Here is a 17431-nt window from a genome sequence, read left to right as displayed (position 1 = left end):
TTATTTTGATTTACTAGCCTTCTGAAATAAGAATGCAGTTTTATCTTCTTCTTTTACAATACCTTGTTTTAATGCTAATTCTCCCGCAACTTTAGGTGCTAACCATAGCATTGGGAATAATAAAATTGATACCGGAACTGCCGTTACTACGATAAACGATTGTAGAGCATTAATACTTCCTTCACCCATATATAAAAGAATTGCTGCAACTGCCCCCATAATAAGCGACCAAAAAATTCGCAAACTAATTCTAGGATCTCCGTCTCCAGTCACTGCCATTGAAATGGAATAAGCCATTGAATCTCCTGTTGTCACTACAAATAAAATTGTTAATAAAAGAAATGCTGGTCCAATAATATTAGAAAGTGGCAATTGCCCTGTAATTGCAATCATAGCTGCCGGCATACCAGATTCACTTAATGCGTCCGAGATAGACCCAGGATTCATCAACTCATAAAACACGCCTGATCCACCTAATATAGTAAACCAAAACGTTGTAATAATAGGTGCGATAATTCCAATTGCAACGATGATTTCTCGAATCGTTCTCCCTCTTGAAATTCGACTCACTAAAATTGCCATCATTGGTCCGTATCCAATAAACCATCCCCAGAAAAAGATTGTCCAAGATCCTAACCAACTTGTATCACCACGGTATGTGCTCATCGGTATAAACTCATTTACATAAAATCCAAACGAAGAAACAAACGAATCAATAATAAATCCACCTGGCCCAAATAGTAATATGAATGCCATTAATACAATTGCTAATCTAACATTTAAATTACTTATAATTTGAATCCCTTTATCAATACCTGTTACTGCCGATATGGTAGACACGGCCACCACACAAACAATAATTGCTAATTGAGTAGTAAACACATCAGAAATTCCAAATAATTCTTGTAATCCATAACTTGCTTGTAAACCTAAAAATCCAATTGGGCCAATTGTACCTGCAGCTACTGCAATAATTGCAGCTGCATCAATTATCGTTCCAAGCAGGCTCTTTCTTAATTTTTCCCCAAAAATAGGATATAAAAGCGTTCGAGGTTTTAGCGGCATATCTTTATGATAATGTCCATACATCATAACTACCGCACTAATTGTACCTAAAATCGTCCATGCTAAAAATCCCCAATGCATATAACTTTGTGCTAAAGCAGGCATGACTGCTTCTTTCGTTCCAGCAGATATACCATCATGTATTGGTGGCACCGTCATCAAATGATACATTGGCTCTGCTGCTGCCCAAAAAACGCCACCTCCGGCAAGTAATGTAGACATAATAATAGCAAGCCATTTTGCCGTACTAATCTCAGGTTTTTCTAATCCTCCAAGCTTAACTCTCCCATATTTGGAGAACGCCATACACATCGCAACAATAAATGTACCTAATAATAAAACTTGCCAGAAGGCACCGAAATATTTAATTGAAAAAGCGAAACTTTTATTAATCGCACTCTCTACATAATCCTTGTTCAAAAAAACTGCAATTACAAATAATAAAAGTGAACCACCACTAATAATAAATACAGGCCAATCAGTTTTTCGACTCTTCATCCTCATTTACACTTCCTCCTTCCTCAGCAATCTAAAAAACAACTTTATTATGTTTTATTGTTTAAAACCAAAACACAATAATTATATATGCATAACATTTTATCGACTTCCCACATACTTATGTTGTCCCTAAAAATATGCCAAATCCCTTATTAAAAAGAAAAAATCTCTTCCTCTTACATAAAAAAGCAAAACAAAAGACCTTATATTTCTATAAGGTCTTCGAAACAGAAATTTGATTATAACATAAGGAACTCCTTGGTTCAAAAAGCCTCTTCCAAAAATAACCGAGAGTAAAGGCTTCCATTTGCTACATAACAGTAATTTAAAAAAATTATATTTCACAGAAAAAACCTACACTAAATATCATTTATGAAAGAAATTTGGCTTCAAAATTTCATTCGGATACGGTTTATGATAAATGTGGGTGGTAGCTGGAGATAATGGTGGAATAAGCCATACCCAATTACCTGTTACAACACGACCACAAGCAGCTTCTTGCTTCTCAAATTGCTGAAATTGTTGTACAGCAGTATGGTGATCAACAATACTAACTCCATGTTTTTTAAAGGAGTGTAGTACGGCAATATTCAACTCTATTAACGCCTTATCTTTCCATAACGTACCATTTCTCGATGTATCTAAATCCATCATCTCCGCAACAGCTGGAAGTAAATTATAACGATCATGATCTGCTAAGTTGCGCGCCCCAATTTCTGTTCCCATATACCATCCATTGAACGGAGCCGCTGTATAAGAAATACCGCCAATTTCTAAGCGCATATCTGAGATCATTGGAACCCCATACCATTTTACTCCAAGTGATGAAATAGGGTATTCTGGGTGTTCAATTGGCACTTCTTTTACTTCTTCTCTCGGAATTTCTTTATATGTAGGCGCCTTCCCGTTTATAGAGAACACAAGTGGCAATACATCGAAATTCGTACCTTCCCCTTGCCAACCAAGCTCCTGACAAAAGTCTGTAAATGTAGCGGAATGAGAGTCACCAATCACTCCCGTCTCTGTTTTATATCCTGCATATCGAATCAATTGGTGATTATAAATTCTTATATTATTTTCCTCACCTTGATATTGCTTAAAAATCGTAATCGTTGGTTTAACTTTCCCGTCGTTCGTTGCATATTTAATATGATGAATTAATGCATTATATACACCCTCTTCATCATTTACTTCGCGCGCATCTAATATGTGCATCTTACTCCAAAATAGTCTTCCAATACATCTATTACTGTTACGCCATGCCATTCGTGAACCATGAACAAGTTCTTCAAATGTATGCTCATATGTCCCTGTCTGCTCTATCTCAATTTGAATTTCTTTTATACGTTCTTCTATCAATTGTTCTTTATGAAGCTCCTTATAACAAGTCGTAATAAAATTACTTGCTTCCTCTATTAATTGTTTCGTTTTACTCATAAACAATCTCCTTCTATTTCAACAAAACCCTGCTACTTTACAGTATAAGCAAAAAGGATAGGAGTCACAAATGAAAGTGAGAGTGTTACTTTTATTGTAATATTTTTCAGAAAATTAATAGACTTACTATTGACTTATATGGAAAATGGGTGTATTTTTGACTCAGGTAAAGTATTTTTACCTAGACCAACTTTTTAAATCGAAAGGAGGTAATGTTATGTCTTCATTTCAATTGCCAAAGCTTTCATATGACTATGATGAACTAGAGCCACATATTGATAGCAATACACTTTCCATTCATCATGGAAAGCACCATGCGACATACGTAAACAATTTAAATGCTACTTTAGAAAATTATACTGAATTACATAATAAATCTTTAGAAGAATTGCTATGTAATTTAGATGCTTTACCGAAGGAAATTGTTACAGCTGTACGAAATAACGGTGGTGGTCACTATTGTCATAGTCTTTTTTGGGAAGTGATGAGCCCACGAGGTGGCGGTGAGCCTAATGGAGACGTTGCAAAAGTAATTGATTATTATTTCAATACCTTTGACAACTTAAAAGATCAACTTTCCAAAGCAGCTATTAGTCGTTTTGGAAGTGGCTATGGATGGCTTGTTCTTGACGGTGAGGAACTCTCTGTTATGAGTACACCAAATCAAGATACACCTTTGCAAGAAGGGAAAATCCCCTTACTCGTAATTGATGTATGGGAACATGCTTATTATTTAAAGTATCAAAATAGGCGCCCAGAGTTTGTTACCAACTGGTGGCATACAGTAAACTGGGACCAAGTAAACGAGAAGTATTTACAAGCAATTCAATCACAAAAACATTAGTCGTACGTATAAGGTAAATTTGGTAATGTAAAATCAGTATTGTCGAAATCCTCCAGAATCCCCCGGATTGCCACCGGGGGATTTATGATTACTTCATTGTATTTATATAATGTTTTAAAATATTTTTTATTTCTAGTTTCAGCTCTCGGAACAAAAATCCAAATTCACAAGCCTTTCCATTATGTAACGTACAGTTAGTTACCTCATTATAAGGAGCTATATTTTCCCCACCTTCCTGAATGAGTGCTTTTATTCCCGTCCTCTCTTCTATAAAATGAATAATTTCTTCCGTAGAAACTACACCATTACTACATGCGTTAATTGGTCCTCTCACATTTTCCATTCCGCACCAAGCTAGAAACTCTCCCGCTTCTTTTTCATGTATAAATGACAAAGTTCCATCTACATGATCCATAGCGATAGGTTTTTGGTTCACGATACATTCAACGTAAAATTGTAACCTTTTCGTATAATCATTTTCTCCAATAACAACTGGAAAACGTACTGCAACGACTGGGAATGTTGCATATTGAAATAAAACCGCTTCGGCTAATCTCTTTCCTTCACTATAATTAAAATCATTCCTATCTCCATATGTAATTGCATATTCATTTGGATTAAAGTCCTCTTCTAACAAGCTTAATGCAGGTTCATAGACAGCCATTGAAGATGTCATAACGTATTTCTTCGTTTTCCCTCGTAACACTTCACATACTATCTTTGCTGCATTCGAGCTATAGCATAAATTATCGTATACAATATCATAACTTTTTCCTTCTAGACGCTCTTCTAGTAGCTTTCCATCTTCTCTATCGACAATTATTCTTTTTACTGCATTACCAAAAGAATCTTCGGTAATTCCCCTCGTGGCAATTGTTACATCGTGTCCAGCTTGCAAAAGGTACTCTACTAAATGTTTACCAAAAAATCTTGTTCCTCCTAGCACCAACACTTTCTTCAATTTCATCACCCCCATTTTCATGATTTATAAGATACCACCTCTTTTATTATAAAACGCTAATATATAAAAAAGCATGAAATCAGTTTAACGATTCCATGCCTTTATGCAGATAATATATTAACGTACTCGATATTTATAAATACAATAACAGAAGTACAAAATAGAAATTACTGATACATAAACCCATAGTTCATATACAAATCCCTCTCCCCACACTCCCATAAAATAAAAGAGTGAAGGTAAAGTCAATGTTACCCATGATTGTACGAAGGCAATCCTTCCAAGATATTGATTAATGTTCTTCTTTTGTGTATTTAATACAAAGAATAAATACCAAAGTAATGCCCACATAAACCACGTTAACGCATTAACAACATCATGGAATTGAACAAATGAAACAACCATATAGAATAAGGCTATAATTGCTACCCAAATACAAAACCATCCTAGACCACTACTATCCATTCCTTTTATAAAAGTAACACCTACATATAAATAAGTTAATCCAAATAAGAAAGTAGCCGCATATGAATACACTGTCCAATTGCTTTGGTCAGAAATCATGATCAAATAAAACGGAATAATAATTTGTAGTGCACCCACAAATAAATTAAAAACACCCGCACTTTTCATCTCTGCTTTCCCTAATATAACAAGACTATTTAAAAATAAAGCTGCCCCTGAAAGTAATAATCCTACATAACCCATATATATTCGTGTGAAAATCTTTACCTTTCACACTTTTAACCTCCCCACACTATAAAGTGATACTTATATTATTTTTCTTCCCATTTAAAACTACATACATAATTTTTCATCCAAATAAGTCAGACCTCCTACCTCAAAAAGGAGCGAACTTAAAACGCTTTCAATAATAAATAATCCTATTAAAACATGAACTAGGATTCCTTGATTATAAACGGACTCTAACAATGATACAAGTGTTGGAATACTTTTCAATAATACGCTTTCAATTTCTATAAAAAATTAATAAAATAATACATTCCTCTATCTCATTCTACTACCTTCTAGCATACGATATTGTAAAATCATATCATTTAAAACAGCGAACGTTCTTTTCTAGGTTCGCTAATAAACTTAATAAAAAATGACCTCTTGCTTTTATGCAAAGGTCATTTTTTTATATTCATCATTAAACTTCTAAATAGCCATTTTTATTATTTGATTGCCATTTCCAAGAATCTGCACACATTTCTTCTAATCCGCGTGTTGCCTCCCAGCCTAATTCACGCTTTGCTTTCGATGCATCAGCAAAACATACTGCCACATCACCTGGGCGACGCTCTGTAATTTTATAAGGAACTTTCTTGCCCGAAACTTTTTCAAACGTTTCAACCATCTCTAGTACACTATAGCCCATGCCTGTGCCCAGGTTATAAGCATCTACTCCTGTTGTACTCAGTACTTTCTCAAGCGCCTTTACATGACCATTTGCTAAGTCCACAACATGGATGTAATCACGGACTCCTGTTCCATCTTTCGTTGGATAGTCATTTCCGAATACGCTTAATTCTTTTAACTTACCTACTGCTACTTGCGTTACATATGGCATTAAGTTATTTGGGATTCCATTTGGATCTTCTCCGATACGCCCACTTTCGTGTGCACCAAATGGATTGAAATAGCGAAGTAATGCGATACTCCATTCTGCATCTGCAAATGCTACATCACGCATAATTTGCTCAATCATTAATTTCGTTTGACCATATGGATTTGTTGCACTTAATGGAAACTCCTCCGTAATCGGTGACGTTTCTGGGATACCATATACAGTTGCAGATGAACTAAAGATCATCTTCTTTACATTATGTTTCTGCATTACTTCACATAGCACTAACGTGCTTGTAATGTTGTTATGATAATATGTTAATGGAATCGCTACTGACTCCCCTACAGCTTTAAATCCTGCAAAGTGAATAACTGCTTCAATTGCATTTTCTTCAAAAATTGCGTCAAGCGCTTCGCGATTTAAAACATCTTCTTTATAAAACTTAAATTGTTTTCCTGTTATTTCTTTCACTCGATTTATAGATTCTACCGAGCTATTCGAAAGATTATCCACTACTATAACTTCGTAACCGCTATTTAGTAATTCTACACATGTATGACTACCAATATATCCTGCTCCACCTGTTACAAGTATTGCCATAATTATAGTCCTCCATATTTCATTCATTATAAACTTCTCAAAGTATATCACATATTTCTTATCCTATGTTTAACATGCGAACACAGAAACTTACATTTTATCCCATAATAATTTTATAACATATACGATTCTAATCAGGTAATAAAAAAACGCCACATAATAAAAATTATGTGGCGTTTTTTTATTAAATTACGTAACAATATACACTTAGAAAATGCGCAAGACTACCTAATAATACAAAAACATGAAAAATTTCATGATGCCCCATATATTTAAACTCTAACCATTTTGGCTTTGTTCCATAAATAAATCCACCAATTGTATAAAAAATGCCCCCAAGTACTAAGAAAATAATGCCTCCTGTACTTAAATTCTCAGCTAACGGTGCAAAAAATAAAACAATTAACCAACCCATCGTAATATAAATTGCTGTCGATAACCATCTTGGACAATTAAACCAAAACATTTTAAATACAATGCCACAAATCGCAGTTGCATAGACTAAACAAAATAATAGTAAACCACTTGCTGAATTTAATGTAATTAAGCAAAAGGGTGCATATGTACCTGCAATTAATATAAAAATCATAGAATGATCTAACTTCCTAAAGAAGTAAATAACACGCTCATTGGCCACAACACTATGATATACAGCTGACGCCGTATAAAGGACCATCATTCCAATACCAAATAAAATAACAGCTGTAATTGCAGCAAATGATGGCATCTTGATAGAAACTTTCACAAGCATAGCTAATAAGGCAATAAATGATAATATCGCTCCACCTAAGTGAGTAAATGCATTAACTGGTTCCCTTACATAAGCATTCATAATAACACCCCTCATATAATTACATGTAGTTTTGATAACTACATGTAATTATATACACATTTCTTTTTAAGGTCAACATTTACAATTCATTTGTTTCGTAATACCATATTTAAAGATATATTAATTAGACATTAAGTTCCGCTAAGTTATAAAAGTGAGGGATTCTACGTGGAAAATATAAATGAATTACTTGAGACATTGCATTTAGAAAAAAATATTAAACTTGAGGATATTCCAAATGTTGACTTATATGTAGATCAAGTTGTCCAACTATTTGAGAATACTTATGCAGATACAACGAGAACTGATGATGAAAAAGTATTAACAAAAACGATGATTAATAATTACGCAAAAGGGAAACTATTCATCCCTATCAAAAATAAAAAGTATTCAAAAGAACATATGATTTTAATTAGCCTAATTTATCAATTAAAGGGAGCTCTCTCCATTAACGACATAAAAAGTTCATTAGAAACTATAAATGACTCCTTATTAAATGATGATTCATTCGAATTAAATACGTTATACAAAAATTATCTTGCTCTTACTGAAAGCAATGTCGAAAGCTTTAAACAAGACGTAAATAACCGTGTTACAGAAGTAAATGAGATTTCTTCCTTAGAAGATACAAAGCTAGAAAAATTTCTACTACTAACATCCTTCGTGACTATGAGTAATATGTATAGACGTTTAGCGGAGCAACTAGTGGATAATTTAAAAGAATCATAAATAAAAAACTATCCACCTATTAAAGTGGATAGTTTTTTATTTACTTAATTGCTTCATGAACTTTTAGTTGTTTCCCTTTAATCGTTGTAGTCTTCATGACTTTCAAGACAAGTGGTCCTTTTCCATTTAATATTTCAACGTAAGAAACGTTATCTTGTATCGTAATAATACCTATATCTTCTGCTGTAACACCTTTAATTTTAGCAATTGTACCGACGAAATCTATCGCCCTAATTTTCTTTTTCTTCCCGCCATTAAAGTACAGCTTCATAATGCCTTTGTTGATGTCTGCATTTTTATCTTTCTTTATAATTGGTTTAGCATGTATCTTTTCTTCAAATGCAGCTTTCTCTTTCATAACTTCTTCTTTTGAGGGTCCAATCGCCTTTGGAATTTCAAATCCAATATACTCCTCAATCTCTTCTAAAAATCTATTTTCATATGGTGTTATAAATGTAATAGCTTTTCCACTATTTCCAGCTCGTCCCGTTCTTCCGGTACGATGTACATAGCTTTCTTTTTCAAGTGGAATATCATAATTAATAACATGTGTAATATTATCAATATCTATTCCTCTCGCAGCTACATCTGTTGCTACTAAATAACGGAATTTTCCTTTTCTAAAATCATCCATGACTTCAAAACGATCTTCTTGTACCATACCACCATGTATTTTGTCACAAGGATAGTTAGCTCGTTTTAATTGTCTATATACATGATCTACATTTTCTTGTGTACGACAGAAAATAATACAGCTATCAGGATTCTCAATCGTTGTTACATCTTTAAGTAGTGAAAGCTTCTCATCTTCTATCACCTCAAAAAGAGTATGTTCAATTTTATCCGTCGTAATCCCAGCTGCTTTAATTTCAATATGAGTTGGTGAATTCATATATGTACGAGACAATTTCTCAACATCTTCTGGAAGTGTTGCTGAAAATAACATTGTCATTCTTTTTGTAGGTAATTCATCAATAATTGCCTCTACTTGATCGATAAAGCCCATATTTAGCATCTCATCTGCTTCATCAATAACTAAATACTTCAAGCACTCTAAAGAAAGGGTACCCTTCTCAATATGATCCAACACACGACCAGGAGTCCCAACTACAATATGTGTCTTTTGCTTTAATTCTAATTTTTGACGTGCAAATGGAGATTTCCCATAAACTGCCGCAGCCTTAATCCTTTTGAATCGACCTATATTTGTAATATCTTCTTTTACCTGTACTGCAAGCTCTCTCGTTGGTGCTAAAACTAATGCTTGTGGTTTATTCTCTTCCCACTCCACCATTTCACAAAGTGGAATACCAAATGAAGCGGTTTTTCCACTTCCAGTCTGGGACTTCACAACAAGATCCTTCTTTTGTAATGCAACTGGAATAACCTCACCTTGTACTTCTGTTGGATGATCATATCCTAACCCAGTAAGTGCCCTTACAATTTCCTTACTTAATTTATAATTAGAAAAACTTTTTTTACTCATATATTAACCTCATTTTATTCTGTATTATTTTCTTTTTTATCTTTTGTATACGTTACTATCACCCTACTTATTATACTTGAAACCTCACATAAAAGGTGAATCATGCCAGATTCATCTTTTTATATAGAAATAAACCTTTTCATTTCATATATTGTTCAACTACTTGATAACATCTTTTGCTCGTATTGTTAGCATTAACCTTTTCATAGTATCCTATATCCACTCAAAAAAATAAAAAGAATACATACAACCTTGTGTAATTATCTTAATTTTTAAACTTTTTTCATAAACGAACAATACAAAAGAAAAAACGTTTTAAATTCGTTTTTAACGTTGTTTTCCAGATATAAAATCTACTTTTTCAAAAAATGTTAAGAAATCCTTTGACTTCTTAATAAAAATAATGTAAATTATCCTATGGACGAACATTTTTAATTAATAAAAATAAAATATTCGTATTTTAGGGGTGTAAATGATGGAAAACGTATTCGACTATGAAGATATTCAATTAATTCCTGCAAAATGTATTGTAAATAGCCGCTCTGAATGTGATACAACTGTCACTTTAGGAAAACATAAATTTAAATTACCTGTCGTGCCTGCAAATATGCAAACGATTATTGATGAAAGAATTGCAACTTATTTAGCTGAGAACAACTACTTTTATATCATGCATCGTTTCCAACCAGAGAAACGAATCTCATTCATTAGAGATATGCAATCACGTGGGTTAATCGCTTCTATCAGCGTTGGTGTAAAAGAGGACGAATATGAATTCGTACAACAATTAGCTGCTGAGCAACTTACACCTGAATATATCACGATTGATATCGCACACGGTCATTCTAATGCTGTGATCAACATGATTCAACATATTAAAAAACATTTACCAGAGAGCTTCGTTATCGCTGGAAACGTTGGAACTCCAGAAGCGGTAAGAGAATTAGAAAATGCTGGTGCCGATGCAACAAAAGTTGGTATTGGACCTGGTAAAGTTTGTATTACTAAAATTAAAACAGGCTTCGGAACTGGTGGTTGGCAGCTAGCTGCACTTCGCTGGTGTGCAAAAGCTGCAAGTAAGCCAATTATCGCTGATGGTGGTATTCGTACACACGGCGACGTAGCTAAATCTATTCGCTTTGGGGCAACTATGGTCATGATCGGTTCTCTATTCGCTGGTCACGAAGAGTCTCCGGGAGAAACAATTGAAAGAGATGGAAAACTTTATAAAGAATACTTCGGTTCTGCTTCTGAATTCCAAAAGGGTGAGAAGAAAAACGTTGAAGGTAAGAAAATGTTCGTTGAGCATAAAGGTTCTTTAGAAGATACGTTAATCGAAATGGAACAAGATCTTCAATCTTCTATCTCTTACGCTGGTGGAACAAAATTAGATGCTATTCGTACTGTAGATTATGTTGTCGTGAAAAACTCGATTTTCAATGGTGACAAAGTATATTAATTCTTAAATTAACTCGAAGGACAAGCATTTTCATGCTTGTCCTTCTTTTTTGTATATAAAAATGAAAAATATTTTAATTTAACCGAATTTTCTATCATTATATTTTTAGATAGTCTTAATAAGGAGGATATACGACTTGAAAAATGTAATAGAAAATCGTCTTAATCGCGCAGAGGTACCTGCTGAACTAACATGGAATTTATCCGATTTGTATAATTCTGATGCCGAATGGCATACTGCATTAAACGCATTGGAAAATGATATACAGAAACTTGATTCATTTAAAGGGCATTTACATACTAGCTCCCACACTTTATTAAATTGCCTACTTTTAGAAGAAGAGCTTTTAATGACGTTAACAAAACTGTACTCATATGCAAATTTAAAAGAATCTACTGATCGTACAAATCCAAGTGTTCAAGCGAACTCTTCCAAAATTTCTGCTTTATGGACGAAAGTACATACTGCACTATCCTTTATTCATAATGAAATCCTCATATTCGGCGAAGGAACAATTGAAAAATATTTAACTGAAGAAACAAAACTTGAACCTTTCCTTAAATCGTTACTAGAAATACTACAAAAAAAAGGCAGCACACACTGCATCTACTGCAGTAGCTCAAATGATTAAAGAGGAAGGGCAACCTGCTATTGATCGCTGGTGGTACAATGAAACATGCCGGAGTAGATATGTCAAAACCAGATGCAATCCGTAAAGCTGTTTCTTACGTTGGTTCATTACTTGATAAATTAGAGCATTCTTATCAAGTATAAAAAATAAGCCCTCGCTTTATGAGGGCTTATTTCATATTTACTTCCCAAACCGTTTGCGATATCCACATTTCCTGCAAAGTTCTTCAACCGCAACTCTTTTCGAAAATCCATCGACAATGTTTGTTGCTCTTTCACCTTCGATAATGTTAGAAAATGAATCATTATTAATATTCCCAAGGTTAATAATCCCTTCACCATCTAAACAACAAGGAATAACTGTTCCATTCGCTAAAATACCCGCTTGATTACGAAGTCCATGACAGAATCCTTTCCCATCATCCTCTTCTTCATGTAATGCTGGCCACTGGAATTCATAGTCTTGATTAATAAAGACACGTTCTGCAATTTTTATACCTTTTCCTGGTGTAAGCTTCTCTTCAATTTGATAAGATAGATCAAATTCATTTTCAATTATAGATAATAACTCTCTATTTTTCTGGATTTCAGCATTTGTTTTATTATCCTGAGTTAAATTCCATAACCTTAACGATACAATTAAATCTGATTGACTTGTCGCTTCCCTAATGAAGGAAAGTATACTCCTTACATAGCCCTCTTTATCTTGCGAACCTGGATGTCCATCAAAACTATGCAGTGAAAAATTCATTTGTCTTAACGCAGGTTTATTTAACAGCCTATGTCTTCTCTTATTAATTAACGTTCCGTTCGTTGTAATATTAACTTTAAACCCTTTTTCATGACTTAAGTCTAATAGTTGATCTATTTTCGGGTGGAGCAACGGCTCACCCTTCACGTGCAAATAAATGTAGTCTGTGTGAGGTTTAATTTGGTCTAATCTTTTAGCAAAATCCTCCACAGAAATGAATTGCTTCTGCCTTTCCGTCGGCGGACAAAAGCTACACGCAAGATTACATACACTCGTAATCTCCAAGTAAAACTTCTTAAACTTCTTCACCTTTAATTCCTCACTTCTCTAACTACTTATACTTTTTCCTCTTCATATTACAGCATATTTTTATGGAAATAGAAACATACTTATTTTAGGAAATCTACATACCATCTAATAATATTTAAAAGACCATCGGTAATTTTTGTCCAATGGTCTTTTTATCCTTTTATATGCAAAGAATAAATTTATTTATGATACGGTTCATCATAACTATTCTAAATAAGCTTATTTTTTATTATTTTTATAATCAAATTTAACAAAAAAAGTAGTGCCTTCCGATCCTGTTTGAATTTCTACTTTTGCATTATGGCGAGCAGCAATGGCATAACATATACCTAACCCCAATCCAGTTCCATTCTCTTTGGTCGTGTAAAATGGCGTACCCAATTTCTCTAATACTTCAGGCCTGATACCTTTTCCTTGATCCCGCACTGCAAGCACCACACAATTTTGACCTTCTTTGTAAGTGCTAATGGTTAGAACTTTCCCTGTACTCATCGCTTCTAAACCATTACGATATAGATTCATTAATAATTGCCTTATCTCATTACGATTTAAAAGTAATTTCGGAATGTCATTTGTATCGACTTGAATATATTTATTTTGATTATGCGTATCAACCTTTATTAAAGGAATAATATCGCGGATAATTGAATTTAAATCTAACATCTGCAAATCTAATTTCCTTGTATTACCCATTGAGAGAAATTCAGTAATAATAGAATTGGCACGGTTAAGTTCTTCAATCATTAAATGAAAGTACTTATTATGTTTCTCATAGATATTCTCTTCTTTTAATAACTGTAAAAATCCTAGTACTGTTGTCATTGGATTTCTAATTTCATGGCTGATACCTGCTGCCATTTGCCCTATTAAATCTATGTTGGATAATCTTTTCAATTCCTGTTCATATTTCTTTTTTTCCGTTATGTTTTTAAAAATACAACAAATACCATCATCATATGGGTATGCAATAACTTCGTGCCAATATTCATCTGCAGTAGAAAGAAATTCGAAATGAACTGTAGTTCGCTCTGACATCGCACGATGAAATTCCTCATACATAATTGTGTCGATTTCACTCGGGAAAACATCCCATATATTCTTTCCTAATACATCTTTTGCTGTTTTTCTTTGCGGAAAATATTGGTGCTTATTTACGTACGTAAATTCCCATTTATTATTTAAAATAAAAAATCCATCCGTAATGCATTCAATCACACTTGTAACTTTTTCATTAGCAGCAGCTAACTCTCTCGTTCGCTCTTCCACTATGCTTTCTAGTTGATCCATATATAACAAATTCGAAAACGTAGGGGCTGTGGCATCAACGATAGATTTTGCTAGTTGAAGTTGAGAATGATCATAATTGTGAACTTTTCCTTCTTTGCCAACGACGATTACCCCTAATACTTCTCCCATTGAAACCAATGGAATCATCAATAGACCCTTACTATCTATATTTTTTGTTTGAATAACCTCTTGGATCTTGGCTTCATAGCTTTTCTCTGTCCAATCCGCTTCTGTCCAATCACAGCCCTTACTTAATTTCGTTGTTTTGATTGTTGTTTTGTCTAGCGGATCTAGAAGATGGGCAGTCATATTTTTACTTTCTAAAATCTGTTCTAAGTAAAAAAAGCATTTATCAAAACTCTCCTGTATCGAGGAACACATTGATAAATCACGTGTAACATTTAATAATAGCTGCTTCTCAGCAATAAGGCTTTCCTTTTGTTTTAAATTATTTGCGTTTTGAATTGCAACCGCAGCCATATTTACATAAGCTTCAACACTTTGAATTTCTGAATCTGTTAAGTTCATCGGAATTCCATAATCAAATAAAAAAACCAGACCAAATAACTCTTGCCCAAATGAGATAGGCAGAGCTAATAAGGACTTAATTTTGAATGCATCAACCGGTCTCGGATCCGGTCGATGATCCTTTGAGGTATCAGGAATATAGATGGTTTTTTTCGTTTTAATAACTTCTTTTGCCAGTAAGTCTATTTCAGGATCAATTACTTGAGTATCAAGCGTTACGCCGTTTATAGTCTCTGGTTTTCCTGCAAACCCTCTAAATGTTCCATCTTCCTGGGGTAAATAAATTCCAACAGCATCGCACCTAACAATTTCCTCTGATATTGCCATTGTCACACGCTGCAATACTTCACGTAGTTCTAATTTTGTATTTATTATTTTTGTTATATTTGCGAGCCTAGAATATCTCGTCTGATCACTTACCATTCACATAGCCTCCAGTTATAGGCATAATAAAATAAATATGATAATATCAGTGTTTTACATAAATACATTACTTATGATACGGTTCCCCACGATTAATCCGAAACGCTCTATACACTTGCTCAAGCAACACTAATCGCATTAATTGGTGTGGTAATGTCATCTTTGAAAAAGAAAGTGATTCATTTGAACGCTTCATCACTTCTGAGCTTAGTCCAAGTGAGCCACCAATTACAAATGCGACTTTACTCTTTCCGTATGTAGCAAGGCGATCTAGACTTACCGCAAATTCTTCTGATGACTTTTGCTTTCCTTCTATAGCTAATGCAATCACATGCGTGTCATCAGAAATTTTATCCAGTATACGTATACCTTCTTTTTCTTTTACAATTAACATTTCTGCTTCACTTAAATTTTCTGGCGCCTTTTCATCAGGCAATTCAATTACTTCTACTTTTGCGTATGCAGATAATCGTTTTAAGTATTCTGCTATACCTTGTTTCAAATATTTTTCTTTTAATTTCCCAATTGAAATAATCGAGATATTCACACGCATCCTCCACCTTACAAACATGTTATCCACAAAACTTATCCACATATCCACAAATACTACCCACATATTGTGTGAGAATCTGTGTTCGATACAACATATGTCGCCTCATTTTGACAAAATTCACATGTTTTTTTCTCTTTTTCTGAGTTATCCACATTGTTGATAACTGGCGCAACTTCACACTCATCCACAATAATATCTAACGCTAATTCAACATGTTCTAAACAACAAGGTAAATTCATTTTCTTCGCCTCACTTTTCTACAATAGAAAACAGGAGGTAGGCCCTCCTGTTTTTAATACTTTTGAATGCCTAATTTTACTGTTGTTGTTACTCTTTTTGTACCACGATAAAACGTAAGAGTCATTTTATCATTAATTTCCTTATCATATAAGGCCGTACGGAATCCAATAATATCGCGAATCGGTTTTCCATCTACCGCCACAATAACATCATGTTCTCTTAAACCAGCATCCGCACCTGGCGAAGGACTTTTCACATCCAAAATACAAACTCCCTCTGTTACAGTACCTGGTAAATGTAATGTTTTTGACCAATAATAGTTTGGAATTTCATTTAATGACCTAAGTTCAATCCCAACATACGGTCTTCTTACTTTTCCATACTTCTCAAGTTCATTCATAATCGGAACAGCTCTATTCACCGGAATAGCAAGGCCAATTCCTTCTACTTCTTTTGCAGCAATTTTCATTGAATTAATACCAATTAATTGTCCTGCTGCATTTACAAGTGCACCGCCACTATTACCCGGATTAATCGCTGCGTCTGTTTGTAACACTTCTACTTGCCAATCATAATGTCCATCTTGATCTAAATCTACAGGGACAATACGTTCATTAGCTGAAATAATACCTTGTGTAACTGTTCCAGAAAATTGCAGCCCAAGTGGGTTTCCAATCGCAATGACTGGCTCTCCTCTACGAACAGTATTAGAATCGCCAATTTCAATTATTTTTTTCACATGCTTTGCATCTATTTCTAATACTGCTAAGTCTGTGACTACATCGGTTCCTAATACTTTTCCAGGAACCTTCTTACCGTCACTTAGACTTACTTCAATACGATTCGCTCCAGCTACAACATGATTATTCGTTACAATATAAGCTTGACCATCTGTCTTTTTATAAATTACTCCTGATCCTGTACCGGCCTCTGAATCTGCCTCTGAAAAGTTATCTCGTTGAATGTTAATAACACCCACAACAGCTTCAGATGCACGATCAACAGCATCTACAAAGCTAATCTGTTTAATCCCTTGAGCTTCCGCCATATTACTTCCGCTTGCTTCAGCTTGCGGAAGCGTATCAGCAGAATTTGAAAATAAAGGCGCTCCAAACGCAAATAAAGAAGCTCCTACAATTGTTCCCGCTATACTAGAAAGAACTATACCTTTGTGCTTCTTTTTTCCTGCACGTTTCATACGATAATTTTCTTCATCAATAAAGGACATA

At 34.2% G+C, this 17431-nt stretch carries 16 protein-coding genes and 1 pseudogene; 5 read left to right on the top strand and 12 right to left on the bottom strand.

All coding sequences use genetic code 11. The features are described from left to right. Both CGQ22_RS26695 and CGQ22_RS26690 read right to left on the bottom strand, forming a co-directional pair. Nucleotides 1-1569, bottom strand: coding sequence for a BCCT family transporter (locus tag CGQ22_RS26695; RefSeq protein WP_001242442.1), 1569 nt, complete (start codon nucleotides 1567-1569; stop codon nucleotides 1-3). A 360-nt stretch (nucleotides 1570-1929) separates the two neighbouring features. Then, complete coding sequence (locus CGQ22_RS26690; protein ID WP_000047636.1) at nucleotides 1930-3000, bottom strand: nitric oxide synthase oxygenase; 1071 nt, start codon at nucleotides 2998-3000, stop codon at nucleotides 1930-1932. A gap of 217 nt (nucleotides 3001-3217) precedes the next feature. On the opposite strand from CGQ22_RS26690, the gene sodA reads away from it, so the two are divergent. After that, on the top strand, nucleotides 3218-3844 hold the full coding sequence (sodA, locus tag CGQ22_RS26680) for a superoxide dismutase [Mn] (RefSeq protein WP_000094037.1): 627 nt from the start codon (nucleotides 3218-3220) through the stop codon (nucleotides 3842-3844). A gap of 88 nt (nucleotides 3845-3932) precedes the next feature. Here the strand turns inward: sodA and CGQ22_RS26675 are convergent, their stop codons facing one another. The 4 genes from CGQ22_RS26675 to trhA all read right to left on the bottom strand — a co-directional run bounded on the left by CGQ22_RS26675 (nucleotide 3933) and on the right by trhA (nucleotide 7807). Continuing rightward, nucleotides 3933-4826 (bottom strand): NAD-dependent epimerase/dehydratase family protein, encoded by an 894-nt coding sequence (locus tag CGQ22_RS26675; protein WP_139032811.1) that lies wholly within the window; start codon nucleotides 4824-4826, stop codon nucleotides 3933-3935. A gap of 96 nt (nucleotides 4827-4922) precedes the next feature. Next, nucleotides 4923-5513, bottom strand: a complete 591-nt coding sequence (locus tag CGQ22_RS26670) for an AmiS/UreI family transporter (RefSeq protein WP_000542569.1) — start codon at nucleotides 5511-5513, stop codon at nucleotides 4923-4925. A 445-nt stretch (nucleotides 5514-5958) separates the two neighbouring features. Next, the gene (galE, locus tag CGQ22_RS26660; protein WP_000996543.1) at nucleotides 5959-6975 is read right to left on the bottom strand and encodes a UDP-glucose 4-epimerase GalE; all 1017 of its coding nucleotides are present in this window, start codon (nucleotides 6973-6975) and stop codon (nucleotides 5959-5961) included. 184 nt (nucleotides 6976-7159) lie between these two features. Beyond that, nucleotides 7160-7807, bottom strand: a complete 648-nt coding sequence (gene trhA, locus CGQ22_RS26655; protein ID WP_000995363.1) for a PAQR family membrane homeostasis protein TrhA — start codon at nucleotides 7805-7807, stop codon at nucleotides 7160-7162. A 168-nt stretch (nucleotides 7808-7975) separates the two neighbouring features. Between trhA and CGQ22_RS26650 the strand changes: the two genes are divergently transcribed. Further along, the gene (locus CGQ22_RS26650; protein WP_000427881.1) at nucleotides 7976-8536 is read left to right on the top strand and encodes a DUF1836 domain-containing protein; all 561 of its coding nucleotides are present in this window, start codon (nucleotides 7976-7978) and stop codon (nucleotides 8534-8536) included. A 40-nt stretch (nucleotides 8537-8576) separates the two neighbouring features. Here the strand turns inward: CGQ22_RS26650 and CGQ22_RS26645 are convergent, their stop codons facing one another. Continuing rightward, nucleotides 8577-10022 (bottom strand): DEAD/DEAH box helicase, encoded by a 1446-nt coding sequence (locus CGQ22_RS26645; protein ID WP_000039366.1) that lies wholly within the window; start codon nucleotides 10020-10022, stop codon nucleotides 8577-8579. 475 nt (nucleotides 10023-10497) lie between these two features. Between CGQ22_RS26645 and guaC the strand changes: the two genes are divergently transcribed. The 3 genes and pseudogenes from guaC to CGQ22_RS26630 all read left to right on the top strand — a co-directional run bounded on the left by guaC (nucleotide 10498) and on the right by CGQ22_RS26630 (nucleotide 12255). Further along, a complete protein-coding gene (gene guaC / locus CGQ22_RS26640) occupies nucleotides 10498-11481 on the top strand; it encodes a GMP reductase (RefSeq protein WP_000432447.1) in 984 nt (327 codons plus the stop codon). Nucleotides 11482-11617: 136 nt separating this feature from the next. Continuing rightward, nucleotides 11618-12084 (top strand): annotated as a pseudogene (locus tag CGQ22_RS26635) (oligoendopeptidase F); the annotation flags it as partial. Nucleotides 12085-12150: 66 nt separating this feature from the next. After that, nucleotides 12151-12255, top strand: coding sequence for an oligoendopeptidase F (locus CGQ22_RS26630; RefSeq protein WP_230876865.1), 105 nt, complete (start codon nucleotides 12151-12153; stop codon nucleotides 12253-12255). Between the two features lie 37 nt (nucleotides 12256-12292). Here the strand turns inward: CGQ22_RS26630 and CGQ22_RS26625 are convergent, their stop codons facing one another. The 5 genes from CGQ22_RS26625 to CGQ22_RS26605 all read right to left on the bottom strand — a co-directional run bounded on the left by CGQ22_RS26625 (nucleotide 12293) and on the right by CGQ22_RS26605 (nucleotide 17430). Then, on the bottom strand, nucleotides 12293-13171 hold the full coding sequence (locus CGQ22_RS26625) for a radical SAM/SPASM domain-containing protein (protein ID WP_000713633.1): 879 nt from the start codon (nucleotides 13169-13171) through the stop codon (nucleotides 12293-12295). Between the two features lie 219 nt (nucleotides 13172-13390). Beyond that, the gene (locus CGQ22_RS26620; RefSeq protein ID WP_089149569.1) at nucleotides 13391-15409 is read right to left on the bottom strand and encodes a GAF domain-containing sensor histidine kinase; all 2019 of its coding nucleotides are present in this window, start codon (nucleotides 15407-15409) and stop codon (nucleotides 13391-13393) included. A gap of 67 nt (nucleotides 15410-15476) precedes the next feature. Next, nucleotides 15477-15956 (bottom strand): 23S rRNA (pseudouridine(1915)-N(3))-methyltransferase RlmH, encoded by a 480-nt coding sequence (gene rlmH / locus CGQ22_RS26615; protein ID WP_001027003.1) that lies wholly within the window; start codon nucleotides 15954-15956, stop codon nucleotides 15477-15479. Nucleotides 15957-16015: 59 nt separating this feature from the next. Continuing rightward, nucleotides 16016-16201, bottom strand: coding sequence for a CxxH/CxxC protein (locus tag CGQ22_RS26610; RefSeq protein WP_001052827.1), 186 nt, complete (start codon nucleotides 16199-16201; stop codon nucleotides 16016-16018). Nucleotides 16202-16254: 53 nt separating this feature from the next. Further along, nucleotides 16255-17430: a S1C family serine protease gene (locus tag CGQ22_RS26605; RefSeq protein WP_000008030.1), complete on the bottom strand. Its 1176-nt coding sequence runs from the start codon at nucleotides 17428-17430 to the stop codon at nucleotides 16255-16257. Nucleotide 17431 lies beyond the last annotated feature (1 nt).

The sequence above is a fragment of the Bacillus sp. M13(2017) genome (assembly GCF_002218325.1).
Lineage (GTDB): Bacteria > Bacillota > Bacilli > Bacillales > Bacillaceae_G > Bacillus_A > Bacillus_A thuringiensis_K.
Note: the sequence above shows the minus strand (reverse complement) of the source record. Positions and strands in the feature narration are given on the sequence as shown.

Coding starts and splice junctions, on each gene's coding strand:
- CGQ22_RS26695 (WP_001242442.1), bottom strand. CDS start 1,569: ATGAGGATGAAGAGTCGAAAAACTGATTGGCCTGTATTTATTATTAGT.
- CGQ22_RS26690 (WP_000047636.1), bottom strand. CDS start 3,000: ATGAGTAAAACGAAACAATTAATAGAGGAAGCAAGTAATTTTATTACG.
- sodA (WP_000094037.1), top strand. CDS start 3,218: ATGTCTTCATTTCAATTGCCAAAGCTTTCATATGACTATGATGAACTA.
- CGQ22_RS26675 (WP_139032811.1), bottom strand. CDS start 4,826: ATGAAAATGGGGGTGATGAAATTGAAGAAAGTGTTGGTGCTAGGAGGA.
- CGQ22_RS26670 (WP_000542569.1), bottom strand. CDS start 5,513: ATGGGTTATGTAGGATTATTACTTTCAGGGGCAGCTTTATTTTTAAAT.
- galE (WP_000996543.1), bottom strand. CDS start 6,975: ATGGCAATACTTGTAACAGGTGGAGCAGGATATATTGGTAGTCATACA.
- trhA (WP_000995363.1), bottom strand. CDS start 7,807: ATGAATGCTTATGTAAGGGAACCAGTTAATGCATTTACTCACTTAGGT.
- CGQ22_RS26645 (WP_000039366.1), bottom strand. CDS start 10,022: ATGAGTAAAAAAAGTTTTTCTAATTATAAATTAAGTAAGGAAATTGTA.
- guaC (WP_000432447.1), top strand. CDS start 10,498: ATGGAAAACGTATTCGACTATGAAGATATTCAATTAATTCCTGCAAAA.
- CGQ22_RS26630 (WP_230876865.1), top strand. CDS start 12,151: ATGAAACATGCCGGAGTAGATATGTCAAAACCAGATGCAATCCGTAAA.
- CGQ22_RS26620 (WP_089149569.1), bottom strand. CDS start 15,409: ATGGTAAGTGATCAGACGAGATATTCTAGGCTCGCAAATATAACAAAA.
- CGQ22_RS26610 (WP_001052827.1), bottom strand. CDS start 16,201: ATGAATTTACCTTGTTGTTTAGAACATGTTGAATTAGCGTTAGATATT.
- CGQ22_RS26605 (WP_000008030.1), bottom strand. CDS start 17,430: ATGTCCTTTATTGATGAAGAAAATTATCGTATGAAACGTGCAGGAAAA.